This window comes from Microbispora sp. ZYX-F-249 (assembly GCF_039649665.1).
Classification (GTDB): Bacteria; Actinomycetota; Actinomycetes; order Streptosporangiales; family Streptosporangiaceae; genus Microbispora; species Microbispora maris.
On sequence record NZ_JBDJAW010000008.1, the window covers coordinates 167,273 to 182,915 of the forward strand.

Genomic DNA, 15,643 nt, shown 5'->3' on the forward strand with positions numbered 1-15,643 from the left:
CGATGACGACCACCGAACTCCCCGACTCGATGACGTGCTCCATCGAGCGGGCGGTGACCCTCCTCGGAGAGCGGTGGACGCCGCTGATACTGCGGGAGTTGCACACGGGAGCCGTCCGCTTCGCCGACATCCAGCAGCGCCTGGGGATCGCCACGAATCTGCTGACCACCCGGCTGGCGACGCTCGCCGGTGCGGGCGTCGTCGAGAAGCGGCCCTACCGCGACACCGGGGCCCGCACCCGGTACGAGTACCACCTGACCGATTCGGGCCGCGACGCGCTCGTGATCCTCGGCGCGCTGCAGCAGTGGGGGGACCGCCACGCGCCCCGGCTCGCGGGACCGACGGTCGAACGCCGCGATCGGCGGACCGGGGCGCGGCTGGACGTGTCGTTCACCGACCCCGAGGGGCACGCCGTCCCGCTGGACGCGGTCGCCTTCGCGCGCACGGGTCACTGACCGGCCGCGCCGGTATCCGGCGAGGGGGGAGCCACTTGTCCGGCGCCTATCGGGCTCTGTCCTTCGACGGGGACGGGACACTGTGGGACTTCGAGACCGCGATGAGCCTCGCACTCGAGGACGCCGCTCGCCTGCTCCGCGAGTCGGGGGTCGGCAGGCCGGACGGGCCGGTGACCGCGCACTGGTTACGCGAAATCCGCGATTCGGTCGCCCGTCTCGACGCGTATCGCGGTCGGAGCATGGAGAAGATCCGGCTGGCGTCGTTCGAGGCCGCCCTGGCGCAGTGCGGACACGCCGATCCCACGCTGGCTCGCGACGTGTACGACGTCTACATGCGCGCCCGGTGGGCGCGGTTGCGCGTCCACGAAGACGTGCGGGAAAGCCTGGCCGGCCTGAAGTCGCGCCATCGCCTCGCGCTCGTGACCAACGGCAACACCCATCCCCGTCGCCTGGGCCTGGACGGCGTCTTCGAGTCGGTGGTGGTCGCCGCCGAATGCGGATTCCAGAAGCCGGACCCGGAGATCTATCGGTTCATGCTGGATCGGATGCGACTCGAGGCCGGCGACGTCCTGCACGTGGGCGACGACCCCGCCGAGGACGTCATCGCCGCACGGAGGGCCGGGTTGGACACCGCCTGGATCAATCGCGACCAGCGCGCATGGCCCCATGACGAAACGCCGTCCATGACCGTTGCGGATCTACGTGAGCTCGCCCTGCGCCTCATGGCCCGGTGATCACCGGTGGGTCGGCGGTATCTCGAAGCCGAACGCCTCGCTCAGCGCGCGGACGTCTGCGAGGTCCTTGTCCGCGGGCGCGTACGCCGTCTTGAAGGCGAACATCCACTCCGGCGCGACGCAGGCCACGGTACGGCCGTCGATCGTGCCTTCGCCGGTGAGCGAGCCGTGGGGATACGCGATCCCGTAGACGTTCCGCCCGGACTGGTCGTACTCGAAGACGTGCACGTCGACGCTGTGGCCCCGGTCATCGGTCAGGACGTAGTTCCACGCGGTGTCGTCGCCGTCGTGCCTTCTGGTGTATCCGAGGCTCGCCATGTGTTCGACGAACCGCTCCTCGTCCTCGCGGCCGAGCGCCACATCGAGATCCGGGTGCCGCCTCGTCTGCCGTCCCAGGAGGGCGTCGACGCACCAGCCGCCGTCGATCCAGATCTTCACGCCACGTTCGGCGAGATATCCGTAGATGCCGCAGACCGTCTCGGCGTCCATGGAAACGCCGAGAGCCGCCCTCCGGCCGGAGGACGGCTCTCGCGATGCCTCATCGATCATGGTGGAGCTATGGGGACTCGAACCCCAGACCCCTTCCATGCCATGGAAGTGCGCTACCAGCTGCGCTATAGCCCCTTACCCACACCGCGTCGGCGGTGCGTGGCCAGTGTATCGGACTTTCGCGGCGTGGGTGTAACCGAGAAGGTCTCAGCAGGCGCAGGCGGCTCCCCGGGGCGCGGTGAGCGGATCGGCCGGCCGCGCGCGCACGCCGGAGGGCTCCACGACCGGGAAGCCCTCGCGCACCCAGTACTCGAACCCGCCGAGCATCTCCTTGACCCGGTAGCCCAGCCGGGCGAACTCCAGCGCCGCGCGGGTCGCGCCGTTGCAGCCCGGTCCCCAGCAGTACGCGACCACGGTCGCGTCGCGGGGGATCAACGCGGGCGCCCGGACGGCGATCTCCGCCGTGGGCAGGTGGACCGCGCCCTCGATGTGACCCTGCCGCCAGCTCTGCGCGCTGCGGGAGTCGACCACCACGATCCCCGGCTCGCCCGAGAGCAGATCGGCGCGTACGTCGGACACGTCGGTCTCGAAGGCCAGCCGGGCGGAGAAGTGGGCGACGGCGGTGGCCGGCTCGGCGGCCGGCGTGTGCGTTACGGCGGACATGCCCATCAGGGTGCCCGGCCACCCCACCGCCCCAGAAGAGGCGCGAAAGCCCAATATCGCTAATATCCCGCCATGCTTCCGCTGCCCCATCGGAGCCGTACCGTGTCGGTGCTGGCCTTCGACGGCATGAGCCCCTTCGAACTCGGCTGCGTCGTCGAGGTCTTCGGACTGCCGCGCCCGGAGCTGGACGTCCCGTGGTACGAGCTGGCCGTGTGCGCGGAAAGCCCCGGCCCGTTGCGGGCGGTCGGCGGGTTCACGATCGAGGCGGCGCACGGGCTCGACGTCTTCGCCGGGGCGCACACCGTGGTCGTGCCCGGCGTCCCGGACGTGCGGGCGGAGGTCTCCCCCGCCCTCACGGACGCCCTGCGCCGGGCGCACGCGCGGGGCGCGCGGATCGTGTCGATCTGCTCGGGCGCCTTCGCCCTCGCCGCCGCCGGGCTGCTCGACGGGCGGGCCGCGACGACCCACTGGAGGTACGCCGAGCTGCTCCAGCGGCGTTTCCCCGAGGTCAGGGTGGATCCCGGCGTGCTGTACGTCGACGAGGGCGACGTGCTGACCAGTGCGGGCAGCGCGGCGGGGCTCGACCTGCTCGTCCACCTCGTCCGGCGCGACCACGGGCCGGGCGTGGCCAACGCGGTGGCCCGCAGGCTCGTGGTGACGCCGCACCGCGAAGGCGGGCAGGCGCAGTTCGCCGAGGCGCCGGTCGCGGCCGTGGAGGACGACGACGCGGTGGGCAGGGTGATGGACTGGGTGCTGGCCGATCTCACCCGGCCGGTCACGGTGGCCGCGCTGGCCCGGGTCGCCGGGATGTCGGAGCGCGGCTTCATCCGGCACTTCGGGCGGCGCACCGGGACGAGCCCCCTGCGGTGGGTGATCGCGCAGCGGATCGCGGCCAGCCTGCCGCTGCTCGAGGCGACGGCGGCTCCGATCGAGGAGATCGCAACCGCCGTCGGCTTCGAGAGCCCTGTGACGTTCCGCCACCATTTCGGCCGGTCGATGCGTACGTCGCCCTCCGCCTACCGCAAGGCGTTCCGGCGTTAGGGAATCGCCAGCGAGAACCAGACGGTCTTGCCTCCGGCGACCCGGCTGGTCCCCCAGTGCTCGGCGAGCTGGCTGACCAGATACAACCCTCTGCCGTCCTCGTCGAGCGGGCCGGGCTCGCGGACCACCGGCAGCCGGTGGTCGTCGTCGCTGACCTCGCACAACAGGTGGTCGGTGCGCAGCAGCCTGAGGGTGATGGGCCGCTGGGTGTGCCGTACGGCGTTGGTGACGAGCTCTCCGGCGAGCAGCTCGGCCACCGGGATCAGCCGCGTCAGGCCCCACGAGTCGAGCGTCCGGCGGACCAGGCCGCGCACGCGCCCCGGCGTCGTCGGCTGGGGCTCCAGCAGCCACTGGGCGACGTGCTCGCTGGGGATGCCGCGAAACCGGATGGCGAGCACGGTGACGTCGTCGGTCCTGGCCGCGGACAGCACGTCGTCGCTCAGCGCCTCGATCGAGGTGCCGTTCGCGAGCCTGCGGCGCAGCGACTCCACGCTCAGCCCGATGTCCTGCCCGCGCTCCTCCACGAGCCCGTCGGTGTAGAGGACGAGCATGCTGCCGTCCTCCGCCGCGATCTCCATAGTTTCGAACGGCGTACGGCCCAGCCCGATCGGCGGGCACCGGGGCGGCGACAGCACCTCCGCCTTGCCGTCCGGCCCCAGCAGGATCGGCGGGAGGTGCCCGGCGCTCGCGATCGTGCATCTGCGCAGCACCGGGTCGTACACGCAGTAGACACAGGTGGTGAGCGTCTGCGCGGCCAGCCGCTGGGCCATCTCGTCCAGCGAGTGCAGCACCTGCTCGGCCGGCAGGTCGAGCGAGGCCAGGGTCTGCACGGCCGTGCGAAGCTGACCCATCACGGCCGCCGCGGCCAGCCCGTGTCCCATCACGTCGCCGACGACCAGCGCGACCCTGCTGCCCGGGAGCGGGATGACGTCGTACCAGTCGCCGCCCACTCGCTCGGCGGCGGGCTTGTAGCGGTAGGCGATCTCCAGCCCGGGCAGCTCGGGCGGGTCGCCCGGGCGCATCCCGCGCTGGAGGATCTCCAGGGTCTCGTCCTGCTGCCGGTCCCGTCGCCCGTGGAAGATCGTGAGCGCGGCCGGCACGGCGAACTGCCCGGCGGCCAGCACGTGGGCCTCGCCGAACGGCGGCCGCCGGGCGTCGCGCGCCAGCAGCGCGCAGCCGACCGGCGCGCCGTACGCGCGGAGGGGCACGGCGAGCAGGTGCCCGTCGAGCAGTGCCGCCTCACGGATGCCGTCGCCGGTCCAGCGCGGCGGCAGCCGTCCGTCGGGATCGACCCGCTGGCAGACGGCGCCGTCCACGTAGACCGCGGCGGCGTCGGCCAGGCCGGGCACGACCGCCTCGCAGAGAACCCTCGTCGCCTCCTCCGGCCCGGGGCTTTCGCCGATGGCACGGACGATCCCACTGACATCACTCAGCACGGCGAGCGGTTCCCCGTCTCCCGACACGGGTGGGGCCGCTCAGAATTTGTCGTCACGCCGGCAGTTGACGAACAGCTGGATTTCCGGCGGCGCCTGGGTGGTCGCCGGAGCATACGAAAGGTGATTCTCCGACAGCACGCTGAAACCGGCGCCTTCGATGACCTCGCGCAACTCGTCGCGCAGATATCCGGTCACCCGCACCGGCGCGCCGAGAAACTGGAAAGGCACGTCGTCGAGGTCGATTTCCACCATGCTCAGCGAGAACAGGCCGCCCGGCGCGAGCACGGCGTGGATTTTGTGCAGCGCCTGCTCGATCTCGGCGCGCGGCAGCATCAGCAGGCTGAAGAAGGCCGTCGCGGCGTCGAACACACCGAGCGAGTCGTCGAGGTCGAGCACGTCGCGTTCGAGGAAGGTCCCGGTCGGCACGTTCTTCCGGGCCAGATCCAGCATGACCGGGGAGATGTCGATGCCGGTCACCTCGCAGCCGGCGTCGGCGAACTGCTGGGCCGTGGGCGCGCCGGTCCCGCAGCCCACGTCGAGGACCCTCGCTCCCGGCTTGAGTTGCTTGATCATCCAGTCGCCGGCGGCCACCTGGCCTTCCTTGTGCGGGAACGCCTCGTCGTACCGGCCGCCGATGCGATTGAACGCCTCGGCCTGGATGGCACGGTACTCCTGACGCGGATTGTCCGGTCCTGATTCGATTGTCATCGTCGCCGCCGTTAATGATCAGCCGTCTTTGCCTCCTTCTAGATAGGGGGCTGAACCCCAACAAGTCAAGACATTCCCCGGCCAAATGGGCTTTTCGGCTGGCGATTGTGTCAAAGATCGTTGTCAATCTAGATGTGCTCGATGACGATCACCGCGGTGGTGCCGGGTTCGAGCGCCTCGAAGACGTGCGGCGCGTCTCCGGGATAGACGATGTAGTCCCCCGGCCCGAGCTCCACCGGTTCCTCCGCCGGCCCGGCCGATGCCCGGCCGGTTCCGATGACCAGATGCTCGGTCGTACCGGGCCGGTGCGGGTCCGACCTGTGCGGCGGGCCCGGCTCGGCCGAGATGCGGTAGAGGTCGCGCCGGGCGTGCGGCGGACAGGAGGCGAGCAGTGTGACCCCGTAGCTGGCCTGCTCCGAGTAGGTGGCGGGGCCCTCCCCCGCCCTGATGACCTGGACGACCGTGCGCGGCGGGTCCACCAGGCGACTGAACGGCACGCCGAGCGCGGCCCCGAGCGCCCACAGGGTCTCCACGCCCGGGTTGCCCGCGCCCGACTCCAGCTGCGAGAGCGTGGACTTGGCGATGCCCGCCCGCTTCGCCAGCTCGGTCAGCGACAGACCGGCACGCTCACGCTCCCGGCGGATCGACGCCGCGATCAGCGCGATCAGGTCGAAGGACGCCTTCTCAGCCACGTGTTCGCTCCATACTTCCTATCGTTCGACTTGACGAACCCACTCAGTTTTGTTCACTGTACTGGACATGCATTCGCTATGGCGAACACTCGATCGCGGCACGCTCCGCGACATCGCCCTGGTCTGCCTCGCCGACGCCGTGGTGGGCGCCGCGTTCGGCGCGATCGCCGTGTCCGGCGGCCTGCCTCCGTGGGTGCCGGTCGCCATGTCCCTGCTGGTGTTCGCCGGAGGCGCCCAGTTCGCCGCCGTCGGCGTGGTGCTCTCGGGCGGCGCGCCGATCGCCGCCGTCGCGGCCGGGCTGGTGCTGAACGCACGCCTGCTGCCGTTCGGCTTCGCGGTCGGCGACGTCCTCCGCGGCAGGTGGTGGACGCGGCTCGCCGGCGCGCACCTCATGACGGACGAGGCGGTGGCCTTCGTGCTGCGCGACGGCGATCCCCGCCGGCGTCACGCCGCGTTCTGGGCCTGCGGGCTCGGTCTGTTCGTCAGCTGGAACGCGGCCGTCGTGCTCGGCGCGCTGGCCGGGCGCGGCATCGGCGACACGGCCGCGCTGGGCCTCGACGCGGCCTTCCCCGCGGTGCTGCTGGCTCTCGTCCTGCCCTCGCTCACCGGGCGGACCGAGCGAGCCGCACGGACCGAGCGAGCCGCGCGGACCGAGCGGAACGCCGCACGGACCGAGCGAGCCGCGCGGACCGAGCGGAACGCCGCCCTGCTCGGGGCGGCCGTCGCGGTGGCGGCCACGCCGTTCCTGCCCGCCGGCCTGCCGGTGCTGCTCGCCCTGACCGGTCTCGTGCTCACCGTGCGGGCCCCCTCCGGTTCGGAGGTCTCATGCCCCTGATCGCCGTCCTCGCGCTGGCCGCCGGCACCTACGCGTTCCGGCTGGCGGGTCCGGTGCTGCACCACAGGCTCCGGCTGCCCGGACGCCTGCGTCACCTGCTGTCCGTCACCGCGACCGTGCTGCTCGTCGCCCTGGTGGCCACCTCGGCCCTCACCGAGGGGCACGGCTTCGCCGGTTGGGCCAGGCTCGCCGGGGTGCTCGCCGCCGGGATCCTCGCGCTGCGGAAGGCGCCGTTCCCCCTGGTCGTCGTCCTCGCCGCCGCCACCACCGCTTTGCTGCGTCTATGCGGTATTGAGTAGGCATATCCGATTTTCAGGGAAGAACACGGCCATCTTGAATGCCAGACCGCCACCTTTCGCGTTCGCGCTGTAACAGGTGCTGGACTGCGACGATCTAATCGATGACCACGAATCACGCCGCGAGAATCGAGCGGAGACGTGATCACCCCTCCCGCAGAGCGCCGGTACGGCCTTGATCAGTCGGAGATCTCGTGAGTGCATGGCGCATCAGGCTCGCCGTCCTGCTCCTGGTCTTGGCGACTCCAGTGGCCATCGAGTTGATAATCGCGGCCGTCAGGAGCACTTTCAGCCCGGCCCGTGTGGTGCTGCAGGTCCTCGGTCTTGCGATATTGCTGGCGCTGGCCAGAGGAGCGGAGAGATTGGCGCGAAGAACGCAGATCTACTCCCTGATGCTGATTCCGCTCGTACTGATCGGCCTACTGAACATGGGGATCGGGGCGATTCTGCTGACCGGAGGCGACGACGGTTCCGGCGGTTTGGACCTCGGTGTCGCGGGTGGGCTGACGCTGGGAGGGGGACTCTTCGTCTTCGGCCTGTCGCTGTCGCTCGTGTATCTCGACATGAGAAGCGTCCACATCGCGCCCTTCCCGAGCGGGCCCGCCGCCGATGCGGGATATCGCCCCGTGGACGAGACTCTCACCCCCGAGGAGCATCTCACCGTCCATGAATACCGGCATTCGCCGCAGGACGTGAGTGAGCTGATCCTTCTGTGCCGACCGGAACTGAACGTCGAGGGCCTCCATTACGTGCAGGTATGTGCTCGCGACGGAATACTGCTGTCGGCCGACATCCTGAACCATCCCCTGCTCGCACGTTATTTCGGCGACACCGGAAAGGACCAGAGGAGGAACGTCTACATCAACGTGGGGAAGCAGGTGGGCTGGCTCATCAACGGCCTCAACGACTTCCTCGCGGACGCCGAGGGAGGGGTGCTCATCCGGACTGTCCTGGACGTCGAGAGGGGCGCCGTCTACTACTGCCGGATAGACGAGAACAAATATCTCATCGGGGTGACCCTGGATCAGAACGGTGTCCACGTCGCCGACAGCGCGACCCGTCTGCTCGCCGACAGGATACGCGGCTACTACAGCCTGCCGCCTCTCCAGCAGCCGAACGTCTGACGCAACGAGCCCTCGACATCGCCCGGCAGGGATACAAATGGTCGCACCTTTCCAGAACGTCGCCCCAGCGGTCGACACCTCTCCCCCGAACAGGCGGCGCGCCGTCGTGGCACGGCTCACCCTGTGGATCCTGTTCGGCGTGATAATCGGCCTGATGCCGCTCGTCTTCGACACGTTGCGGGCGACTTTGTCCGTACAGGGCTTCAGCGTGATCACGACCCTGGCCCGGGGACAACTGTTCATCTCGTCGGCGGCCATGTCCGCCGGAGCCATGGGCGAGTTGTTCTTCTCGTCCTCGACCCGGCGAGGCGACATGCTGCAGGTGATCGCCGGTTTCTTCTGCCTGCTGTGTTGCCTGGCCAACTCGGTCGCGTACACGCAGGTGCCGGTCGCCCAGCCCGCCGCCATAGTGACCCTGTCCCTGATCTTCTTTCCTCTCACCATCCTTGCCAGCGGCATCTGCATCGGAATGACGGCGGGACGATGAACATCGCATTGACCGTCTCCACGGTCCTCATGGGCGTCGGCACCGTGGGAGTGGTGGCCGCGGCCGCGATCTCCCGCCTGCTCGGCAGGAACGGTCCGCGGATGGGCGCCGGCCACGTGCTGCGATCCGAACAGTCGCCCTATCGTCGTCCCTGAGGCTCCGGTCTCCCGGGCGGCGCGGAAAGCGGGCGACGAAAAAGGGCGGTCGGATCGACCGCCCTTCGAGTGTGGTGGAGCTATGGGGATTCGAACCCCAGACCCCTTCCATGCCATGGAAGTGCGCTACCAGCTGCGCTATAGCCCCTTGCGACGCAGTCAGTGTATAGGAGTCCGCGCGAGGGTGGTAACCGGACGAGCCGACGTCACACAGCGGTGGGCGTGATACGTCTGGCATGACATGACCATCGAAGTCTTCACCGCACACCGGAGCCTGCTCGTCGGCGTGGCGTACCGCATCCTCGGCAGCGCCGCGGACGCGGAGGACGTGGTCCAGGAGGCATGGCTGCGCTGGGCGGACGTGGACGCCACGTCGGTGGCCGACCCGAAGGCCTACCTCGTGCGCGTCACCACCAACCTCGCCATCGACCGGCTGCGCCGGCTGCGGGCCAGGCGGCAGGCGTACGTCGGGCCCTGGCTGCCCGAGCCCGTCGTCGCCGCGCCGGACGCCGCAGATCCCGCCGAACGCGCCGACAGCCTCGAGCTGGCCCTCCTCGTCGTGCTGGAGACGCTGTCCCCGCTGGAACGGGCCGTGTTCGTCCTGCGGGAGGCGTTCGGCTTCTCCCACGCCGAGATCGCCGAGTTCCTCGGCCGGGGCGAGCCCGCCGTACGGCAACTCGCCCGGCGCGCCCGCGACCACGTGCGCGAACGCAGGCCGCGTTTCGACGTGGACCGGCGCGAGCGCCGCACGATCACCGAGCGCTTCGTGGCGGCCTGCGAGAAGGGGGACGTCGAGGCCCTGACGGCGCTGCTCACCGCGGACGTCCGCCTCGTCGGCGACGGCGGCGGCAAGGCGCGGGCGCCGCTGCGGGAGCTGGCCGGGGCCGTGCCGGTCGCCCGGTTCCTCCTCGCCATCGCGAGCCCCGGGGGCCGCCGGCGCTTCCTGGCGTCCATCGGGGCTCCCCCGGGCGTGGAGATGGACCTGGAGATCGCCGACGTCAACGGCGGGCCCGCGATCGTCGCCCGGCTGGACGGGCGGCCCGTCACCGTCGTCTCGCTGGTGGTCACCGCCGGACTGGTCGGCACCGTTTATCTCATCGCCAATCCCGAGAAGATGTCACGGCTCGGGGTCTCGGACGCGTCCGCAAGTGCATGAGAGACGACATCACGATCGTGGGCGGCGGGCTCGCCGGGCTGACCGCCGCCATCGCCTGCGCCGAGGGCGGCGCGTCCGTCGTCCTGCACGAGGCGCACCACACCCTCGGCGGACGCGCCCGGTCCACCGCCGCGCCGTACGTCGCGAACGAGGGCGTCCACGCCCTCTACGCGGACGGCCCGCCGTGGCGGTGGCTGGACGAACGGAGGCTGGTCCGGCCGTACGCGCTGCCCCGGCCGGGGCACCTGCTCCGGGCACGGTTCCGCCGCGACGGGAGGCTCACCGGACGGCCTCCGGCCGCACTGCTGCGGATGGCCGCCCGGCGCGGCCTCCGGGCGCCGGTGGAGGAGGACTTCGGGTCCTGGGCCACGCGCCACTTCGGCGAGGAGGCCGCCCGGATGGCCGCCGGGGCGACCGGAGTGGTGACCTACGACGCCGACCCCGGCAGGCTGTCGGCGGCGTTCGTCTGGGAGCGCCTCCTGCGCGTCGCGGCCCCGCGGTATCCGGCCGTACGGTATCTGGTCGGCGGCTGGGGACGGATGATCGACCGGATGGCGGCGTACGCCCGCGACCTGGGGGTGCGCGTCGAGACCGGGTCGAAGGTGGACCGGCTGCCGGACGGACGGGTGATCGTCGCCACCTCGCTCGACGCCGCACGCGGCCTGCTCGGCGACGGCTCGCTGCGCTGGGAGAGCGGGCGGGGGGTCCTCCTCGATCTCGGGTTGCGCGCGCACCCCCGGGACCTGTTCCTCGTCAGCGACCTGGACGAGGGCGGGTTCCTGGAGCGTTACTCGCTGCCCGACCGGTCGGTCGCCCCCCGCGGGGAGAGCCTGGTGCAGCTCGAACTGCCGGTGCGCCCCGGCGAGGCGAAGGGGACGGCGCTCGCACGGCTGGAGCGGATCGCCGACCTCGCCCTGCCGGGCTGGCGCGACCGGGTCACCTGGCGCCGTGAGTCGATCGCCGCCGGCCGCACCGGCGCCCTCGACCTGCCCGGCGCCTCGTGGCGCGACCGCCCGGCGGTCGAGCGCGGCGACGGCGTCTGGCTGGCCGGCGACCAGGTGGCCGCACCGGGCCTGCTGGCCGAGGTTTCGGTCACCAGCGCGCTCGCGGCGGCCCGGGCCGCCCTCGCCTCCCGATCGCGGTCCCGGCGGGCCGCCTGACGCAAACGAAACGGGCCCTTCCCCCGCCGGGGAAGGGCCCGTGTGATCACCGGGACCGGATCAGCCGAGGGCCCGGACAAGCCGAAAGCCCGGATCAGCCGAAAGCCCGGATCAGCCGAGAGCGGAGAGCAGCCGGTCGTACTCGGCCTGCGTGACGCCCTCACGGTCGAGCCGATGACCGAGTGGCCCGGGTCCTTCCAGAGGTCTCGTCGAGCCCGTACCGGACCACGAGGCCCTCGTCCGCCGCCGAGGCGGCAGACGGGACGAGTGCCTCTGCTCCGAGCGTGAGGGCGGCCAGGCCGCCCATCACGCGTCAGAAGCCTTGCGCGAGCCGATAGTAGGCCTGGTTCCACCGCAGTTCCTTGACGAACTGGCGGGAGGTGGTCGCCTCGTCGATCACGAGCAGCTCGACGCCGAGCATGTCGGCGAAGTCGGTCAGCTCCTCGGACCCGATGGCCGAGGAGAGCACGGTGTGGTGCGGGGCGCCGGCTGTGATCCACGACTCCGCGGAGGTGCGCAGGTCGGGCCGGGGGCGCCACACGGCCCGGGCGACCGGCAGGGCGGGCAGCGGCTCGGGCGGCGCGACCACGTCGATCTCGTTGGCCACCAGGCGGAACCGCTCGCCCATGTCGGACAGGCCGACCACCACGGCGGGGCCGGGGGCGGCGTCGAACACCAGCCGCACCGGGTCCTCCCGCCCGCCGATGCTCAGCGGGTGGATCTCGCACGCGGGGGTGTCGGACGCGATCGTCGGGCAGACCTCCAGCATGTGCGCGCCGAGGATGAGCTCCTCGCCCGGAGTGAGGTGGTAGGTGTAGTCCTCCATGAAGGACGTGCCGCCGGGCCGGCCCGCCGACATGACCTTGAGCGTGCGCAGCAGCACCGAGGTCTTCCAGTCGCCCTCGCCGCCGAAGCCGTAGCCGTCGGCCATCAGCCGCTGCACGGCCAGGCCGGGGAGCTGGCGCAGCCCGCCCAGGTCCTCGAAGTTCGTGGTGAACGCCTTGAAGCCCCCGCCCTCCAGGAAGTGCCGCAGGCCCAGCTCGATGCGGGCCGCGTACCGCAGCGACTCGTGCCGCTCCCCGCCCGCGCGCAGCTCGGGCGCCATCCGGTAGAGGTCCTCGTACTCCTTCACGAGCGCGGACACGTCCGCGTCCGCGGCGGCGTCCACGGCCTCGACCAGCTCGTTGACCCCGTAGGTGTTCACCGACACCCCGAACCGCAGCTGCGCCTCGACCTTGTCGCCCTCGGTCACGGCGACGTCCCGCATGTTGTCGCCGAACCGGGCCAGGCGCAGCGAGCCGACCTCCGCCCGGCCCGCCGCCGCCCGCGCCCAGGTGGCGATGCGCCCGGCCACGGACGGGTCGCTGACGTGCCCGGCGATGGTCTTGCGCGGCACGCCGAGGCGCGTCTGGATGTAGCCGAACTCGCGGTCGCCGTGGGCGGCCTGGTTGAGGTTCATGAAGTCCATGTCGATGGAGCTCCACGGCAGCTCCACGTTGGCCTGCGTGTGCAGGTGCACCAGCGGCTTGCGCAGCGCGTCAAGCCCGGCGATCCACATCTTGGCCGGGGAGAACGTGTGCATCCACGCGATCAGGCCGATGCAGTCGTCGTCACCGTTGGCCTCCAGGCACACGCGGCGGATGGCCGCCGCGTCGGTGAGCACGGGCCGCCACTCGAGCTCGAACGGCAGCGCCTCGCCCAGCTGCTCGGCGATGCGCCGGGACTGCTCGGCCACCTGCCGCAGCGTCTCCTCGCCGTACAGGCCCTGGCTGCCGGTCAGAAACCATAGCCTCACAGGTGACTCCTCTGTCCATAGACGTTCTGGTAGCGGTCGTACAAGCTGTCGATGTCGCTCTGGGCGATCGGCAGCGGCTCGCCGAGCTGGCGGGAGATGTGCACGGTGCGAGCCACGTCCTCGCACATCACGGCGGCCTTCACCGCCGCCTTCGGCGACTCGCCGATCGTGAACACCCCGTGGTTCTGCATCAGCACCGCCGGGGAGCGGTGCCCGGTCAGGGTCTCGACGATCCCCTTGCCGATGTCGTCGTTGCCGATGAGGGCGAACGGCCCGACGGGGATCTCCCCGCCGAACTCGTCGGCCATCGCGGTGAGCACGCACGGGATCGCCTCACCGCGGGCCGCCCACGCCGAGGCGTACGTGGAATGGGTGTGCACCACGCCGTTCACCTCCGGCATGTGCCGGTAGACGTACGCGTGCGCGGCCGTGTCGCTGGAAGGGGCCAGGTCGCCCTCGACGAGGTTGCCGTCGAGGTCGCAGACCACGATCGACTCGGGGGTCAGGTCGTCGTACGACACGCCGCTGGGCTTGATGACGAACAGGTCCTCGCCGGGCACCCGGCCCGAGACGTTGCCCGCCGTCCACACCACCAGGCCGTACCGCACCAGCTCGGCGTGGAGATTGCAAACGGTTTCGCGAAGGTCATCGATCATGCACTGGCCTCGTTCCTGATCGCGCGGAGCCGGTGGAGCATGCCGCCGTCCGCGAAGTGGTCGTGCAGCCTGCGATATTCGGCGTACAGCCGGTCGTAGGCGTCGGCCCGCCCGGCGTCGGGCACGTAGGCGGCGGCCTCGCGCTTGCCCATCGCCGCCGCGGCGGCCGTGATGTCGGGGTAGGCGCCCGCCGCGACGGCGGCGTGGATCGCCGAGCCGAGGGCCGGCCCCTGGTCCGAGCCGATCACCGACAGCGGGCGGCGCAGCACGTCGGCGTACGTCTGCATGAGGAAACGGTTCTTGAGCAGGCCGCCGGCGACCACGAACTCCTCGACCGGCACCCCCGACGCCTCGAACGTCTCCACGATCGTCCGGGCGCCGAACGCGGTGGCCTCGATGAGGGCGCGGTAGACGTCCTCCGGGCGCGTCGCGAGCGTCTGCCCGACGATGACGCCGGACAGGGTGTGGTCGACCAGGACCGAGCGGTTGCCGCCGTGCCAGTCGAGCGCGACCAGCCCGTGCTGCCCGACCTTCTGCTCGGCGGCGAGGGAGGTCAGGTACTCGTGCGGGCCGGTCCCCGCCTCCGCCGCCCGTTCCGCGTAGGAGGCGGGCACGCAGTTGTCCACGTACCAGGCGAAGATGTCGCCCACGGCGGACTGGCCCGCCTCGTAGCCCCACAGCCCGGGGACGATGCCGTCGCGGACGACGCCGCACATGCCGGGGACCTCGGCGAGTTGGTCGGAGCACATGACGTGACAGGTCGAGGTGCCCATGATGGCGACCATCTGCCCCGGCCGCACCGCGTCGGCCGCCGCGGCGGTGACGTGGGCGTCGACGTTGCCGACCGCGACCGCGATGCCCTCGGGCAGCCCCGTCCACTCGGCGGCCCGCGCGGTCAGGTGACCGGCGAGGCCGCCGAGCGGAGCGAGATCCTGGCCGAGCTTCCGGGTGAAACCGGAGAAGGCGGGATTGAGCGCGGCCAGGAAGTCCTCGGACGGATAGCCGCCGTCCTGGTGGATGGCCTTGTACCCGGCGGTGCAGACATTGCGGGTCTCCACCCCGGTGAGCTGCCAGATGATCCAGTCGGCCGCCTCGATCCAGCGGTCGGCCCGGTCGTACAGCTCCGGGTCCTCCTCCAGCAGCTGCAGGCCCTTGGCGAAGGCCCACTCGGAGGAGATCTTGCCGCCGTATCGCGGCAGCCACGACTCGCCGCGCTCGGCGGCCAGCGCGTTGATCCGGTCGGCGTGGGGCTGCGCCGCGTGGTGCTTCCAGAGCTTCGGCCAGGCGTGCGGACGTTCGGGGAACTCCTCGCACAACGGGTGGCCGTCGGCGGTCGCGGGCAGGATCGTGCAGGCCGTGAAGTCCGTGCCGATGCCGATCACCTGCTCGGCCGGGACCTGGGCGGCGGCCAGCGCCTTCGGCACGGCGTGCCGAAGCACGTCGATCCAGTCGGCCGGCGACTGAAGGGCCCAGTCGGGGCCGAGGCGGACGCCGGAGCCCGGCAGCGCGTCCTCGATCACGCGATGGGCGTACTCGTGGACGGCGCCGCCCACCTCCTCGCCGTCGCTCACCCGCACGACGACCGCGCGCCCGGACAGCGTGCCGTAGTCGACGCCGATGACATAGCGGTTGTTGTTAGCGTTCACATTGAACTCCAGGGACTTTGGGGGGCGTCCGGATCATGTCCAGGGGCTTCGGCCTCACCACCAAGCCGGCTCTCAGGAGCAGGTGCTCGTCGCGGTGGGGCCCGCGCTGATCTCA

18 protein-coding genes and 2 tRNA genes are annotated in these 15,643 nt (G+C 71.2%); 10 read left to right on the forward strand and 10 right to left on the reverse strand.

The features are described from left to right. Window positions 1–2 precede the first annotated feature (2 nt). Window positions 3–455, forward strand: a complete 453-nt coding sequence (locus AAH991_RS12875; protein ID WP_346226014.1) for a winged helix-turn-helix transcriptional regulator — start codon at window positions 3–5, stop codon at window positions 453–455. A gap of 35 nt (window positions 456–490) precedes the next feature. Beyond that, on the forward strand, window positions 491–1,189 hold the full coding sequence (locus tag AAH991_RS12880) for an HAD family hydrolase (protein WP_346226015.1): 699 nt from the start codon (window positions 491–493) through the stop codon (window positions 1,187–1,189). Here AAH991_RS12880 and AAH991_RS12885 read toward each other — a convergent pair whose 3' ends face one another. The 3 genes from AAH991_RS12885 to AAH991_RS12895 all read right to left on the reverse strand — a co-directional run bounded on the left by AAH991_RS12885 (window position 1,190) and on the right by AAH991_RS12895 (window position 2,341). Further along, on the reverse strand, window positions 1,190–1,678 hold the full coding sequence (locus AAH991_RS12885) for a nucleotidyltransferase domain-containing protein (protein WP_346226016.1): 489 nt from the start codon (window positions 1,676–1,678) through the stop codon (window positions 1,190–1,192). It abuts the gene before it with no gap. Window positions 1,679–1,737: 59 nt separating this feature from the next. Then, window positions 1,738–1,813, reverse strand: a tRNA-Ala gene (locus tag AAH991_RS12890). A gap of 72 nt (window positions 1,814–1,885) precedes the next feature. Further along, window positions 1,886–2,341, reverse strand: coding sequence for a rhodanese-like domain-containing protein (locus AAH991_RS12895; protein WP_346226017.1), 456 nt, complete (start codon window positions 2,339–2,341; stop codon window positions 1,886–1,888). Between the two features lie 72 nt (window positions 2,342–2,413). Between AAH991_RS12895 and ftrA the strand changes: the two genes are divergently transcribed. Next, the gene (gene ftrA / locus AAH991_RS12900; RefSeq protein WP_346226018.1) at window positions 2,414–3,382 is read left to right on the forward strand and encodes a transcriptional regulator FtrA; all 969 of its coding nucleotides are present in this window, start codon (window positions 2,414–2,416) and stop codon (window positions 3,380–3,382) included. On the opposite strand, the gene AAH991_RS12905 is transcribed toward ftrA, so the two are convergent. From AAH991_RS12905 to AAH991_RS12915, 3 genes are all read right to left on the reverse strand, one after another. After that, entirely contained in the window at window positions 3,379–4,818 is a 1,440-nt protein-coding gene (locus AAH991_RS12905) for a SpoIIE family protein phosphatase (RefSeq protein ID WP_346226019.1), read from the reverse strand. The two genes, ftrA and AAH991_RS12905, sit on opposite strands and share 4 nt — an antisense overlap. Window positions 4,819–4,857: 39 nt before the next feature. Next, complete coding sequence (locus tag AAH991_RS12910) at window positions 4,858–5,409, reverse strand: class I SAM-dependent methyltransferase (protein WP_346226020.1); 552 nt, start codon at window positions 5,407–5,409, stop codon at window positions 4,858–4,860. Window positions 5,410–5,654: 245 nt separating this feature from the next. Beyond that, window positions 5,655–6,218, reverse strand: coding sequence for a helix-turn-helix domain-containing protein (locus AAH991_RS12915; RefSeq protein ID WP_346226021.1), 564 nt, complete (start codon window positions 6,216–6,218; stop codon window positions 5,655–5,657). Window positions 6,219–6,285: 67 nt separating this feature from the next. On the opposite strand from AAH991_RS12915, the gene AAH991_RS12920 reads away from it, so the two are divergent. From AAH991_RS12920 to AAH991_RS12940, 5 genes are all read left to right on the forward strand, one after another. Further along, on the forward strand, window positions 6,286–7,053 hold the full coding sequence (locus AAH991_RS12920; RefSeq protein ID WP_346226022.1) for an AzlC family ABC transporter permease: 768 nt from the start codon (window positions 6,286–6,288) through the stop codon (window positions 7,051–7,053). Further along, window positions 7,044–7,352 carry an AzlD domain-containing protein gene (locus AAH991_RS12925; RefSeq protein ID WP_346226023.1) on the forward strand — a complete coding sequence of 103 codons (309 nt, stop codon included), beginning with the start codon at window positions 7,044–7,046 and terminating at the stop codon, window positions 7,350–7,352. Before AAH991_RS12920 ends, AAH991_RS12925 begins: the two co-directional genes overlap by 10 nt. A 191-nt stretch (window positions 7,353–7,543) precedes the next feature. Next, window positions 7,544–8,473, forward strand: coding sequence for a hypothetical protein (locus tag AAH991_RS12930; RefSeq protein ID WP_346226024.1), 930 nt, complete (start codon window positions 7,544–7,546; stop codon window positions 8,471–8,473). A 106-nt stretch (window positions 8,474–8,579) separates the two neighbouring features. Next, window positions 8,580–8,960, forward strand: a complete 381-nt coding sequence (locus AAH991_RS12935) for a hypothetical protein (RefSeq protein ID WP_346226025.1) — start codon at window positions 8,580–8,582, stop codon at window positions 8,958–8,960. Then, on the forward strand, window positions 8,957–9,115 hold the full coding sequence (locus AAH991_RS12940) for a hypothetical protein (protein WP_346226026.1): 159 nt from the start codon (window positions 8,957–8,959) through the stop codon (window positions 9,113–9,115). Before AAH991_RS12935 ends, AAH991_RS12940 begins: the two co-directional genes overlap by 4 nt. 72 nt (window positions 9,116–9,187) lie before the next feature. Here AAH991_RS12940 and AAH991_RS12945 read toward each other — a convergent pair. Continuing rightward, a tRNA-Ala gene (locus tag AAH991_RS12945) sits at window positions 9,188–9,263 on the reverse strand. Window positions 9,264–9,356: 93 nt separating this feature from the next. On the opposite strand from AAH991_RS12945, the gene AAH991_RS12950 reads away from it, so the two are divergent. Both AAH991_RS12950 and AAH991_RS12955 read left to right on the forward strand, forming a co-directional pair. After that, entirely contained in the window at window positions 9,357–10,271 is a 915-nt protein-coding gene (locus tag AAH991_RS12950; RefSeq protein ID WP_346226027.1) for an RNA polymerase sigma-70 factor, read from the forward strand. Further along, window positions 10,268–11,431: a phytoene desaturase family protein gene (locus AAH991_RS12955; protein ID WP_346226028.1), complete on the forward strand. Its 1,164-nt coding sequence runs from the start codon at window positions 10,268–10,270 to the stop codon at window positions 11,429–11,431. Before AAH991_RS12950 ends, AAH991_RS12955 begins: the two co-directional genes overlap by 4 nt. 313 nt (window positions 11,432–11,744) lie before the next feature. On the opposite strand, the gene araA is transcribed toward AAH991_RS12955, so the two are convergent. The 3 genes from araA to araB are packed head-to-tail and all read right to left on the reverse strand — an operon-like array spanning window position 11,745 to window position 15,528. After that, on the reverse strand, window positions 11,745–13,226 hold the full coding sequence (araA, locus tag AAH991_RS12960; RefSeq protein ID WP_346226029.1) for an L-arabinose isomerase: 1,482 nt from the start codon (window positions 13,224–13,226) through the stop codon (window positions 11,745–11,747). Continuing rightward, on the reverse strand, window positions 13,223–13,882 hold the full coding sequence (locus AAH991_RS12965) for an L-ribulose-5-phosphate 4-epimerase (protein ID WP_346226030.1): 660 nt from the start codon (window positions 13,880–13,882) through the stop codon (window positions 13,223–13,225). The genes araA and AAH991_RS12965 overlap by 4 nt, the downstream gene beginning before the upstream one ends. Next, window positions 13,879–15,528: a ribulokinase gene (gene araB / locus AAH991_RS12970; RefSeq protein WP_346226031.1), complete on the reverse strand. Its 1,650-nt coding sequence runs from the start codon at window positions 15,526–15,528 to the stop codon at window positions 13,879–13,881. The genes AAH991_RS12965 and araB overlap by 4 nt, the downstream gene beginning before the upstream one ends. Window positions 15,529–15,643: the final 115 nt, after the last annotated feature.

Coding starts and splice junctions, on each gene's coding strand:
- AAH991_RS12875 (WP_346226014.1), top strand. CDS start 3: ATGACGACCACCGAACTCCCCGACTCGATGACGTGCTCCATCGAGCGG.
- AAH991_RS12885 (WP_346226016.1), bottom strand. CDS start 1,678: ATGGACGCCGAGACGGTCTGCGGCATCTACGGATATCTCGCCGAACGT.
- AAH991_RS12895 (WP_346226017.1), bottom strand. CDS start 2,341: ATGTCCGCCGTAACGCACACGCCGGCCGCCGAGCCGGCCACCGCCGTC.
- ftrA (WP_346226018.1), top strand. CDS start 2,414: ATGCTTCCGCTGCCCCATCGGAGCCGTACCGTGTCGGTGCTGGCCTTC.
- AAH991_RS12920 (WP_346226022.1), top strand. CDS start 6,286: ATGCATTCGCTATGGCGAACACTCGATCGCGGCACGCTCCGCGACATC.
- AAH991_RS12925 (WP_346226023.1), top strand. CDS start 7,044: ATGCCCCTGATCGCCGTCCTCGCGCTGGCCGCCGGCACCTACGCGTTC.
- AAH991_RS12940 (WP_346226026.1), top strand. CDS start 8,957: ATGAACATCGCATTGACCGTCTCCACGGTCCTCATGGGCGTCGGCACC.
- AAH991_RS12950 (WP_346226027.1), top strand. CDS start 9,357: ATGACCATCGAAGTCTTCACCGCACACCGGAGCCTGCTCGTCGGCGTG.
- AAH991_RS12955 (WP_346226028.1), top strand. CDS start 10,268: ATGAGAGACGACATCACGATCGTGGGCGGCGGGCTCGCCGGGCTGACC.
- AAH991_RS12965 (WP_346226030.1), bottom strand. CDS start 13,882: ATGATCGATGACCTTCGCGAAACCGTTTGCAATCTCCACGCCGAGCTG.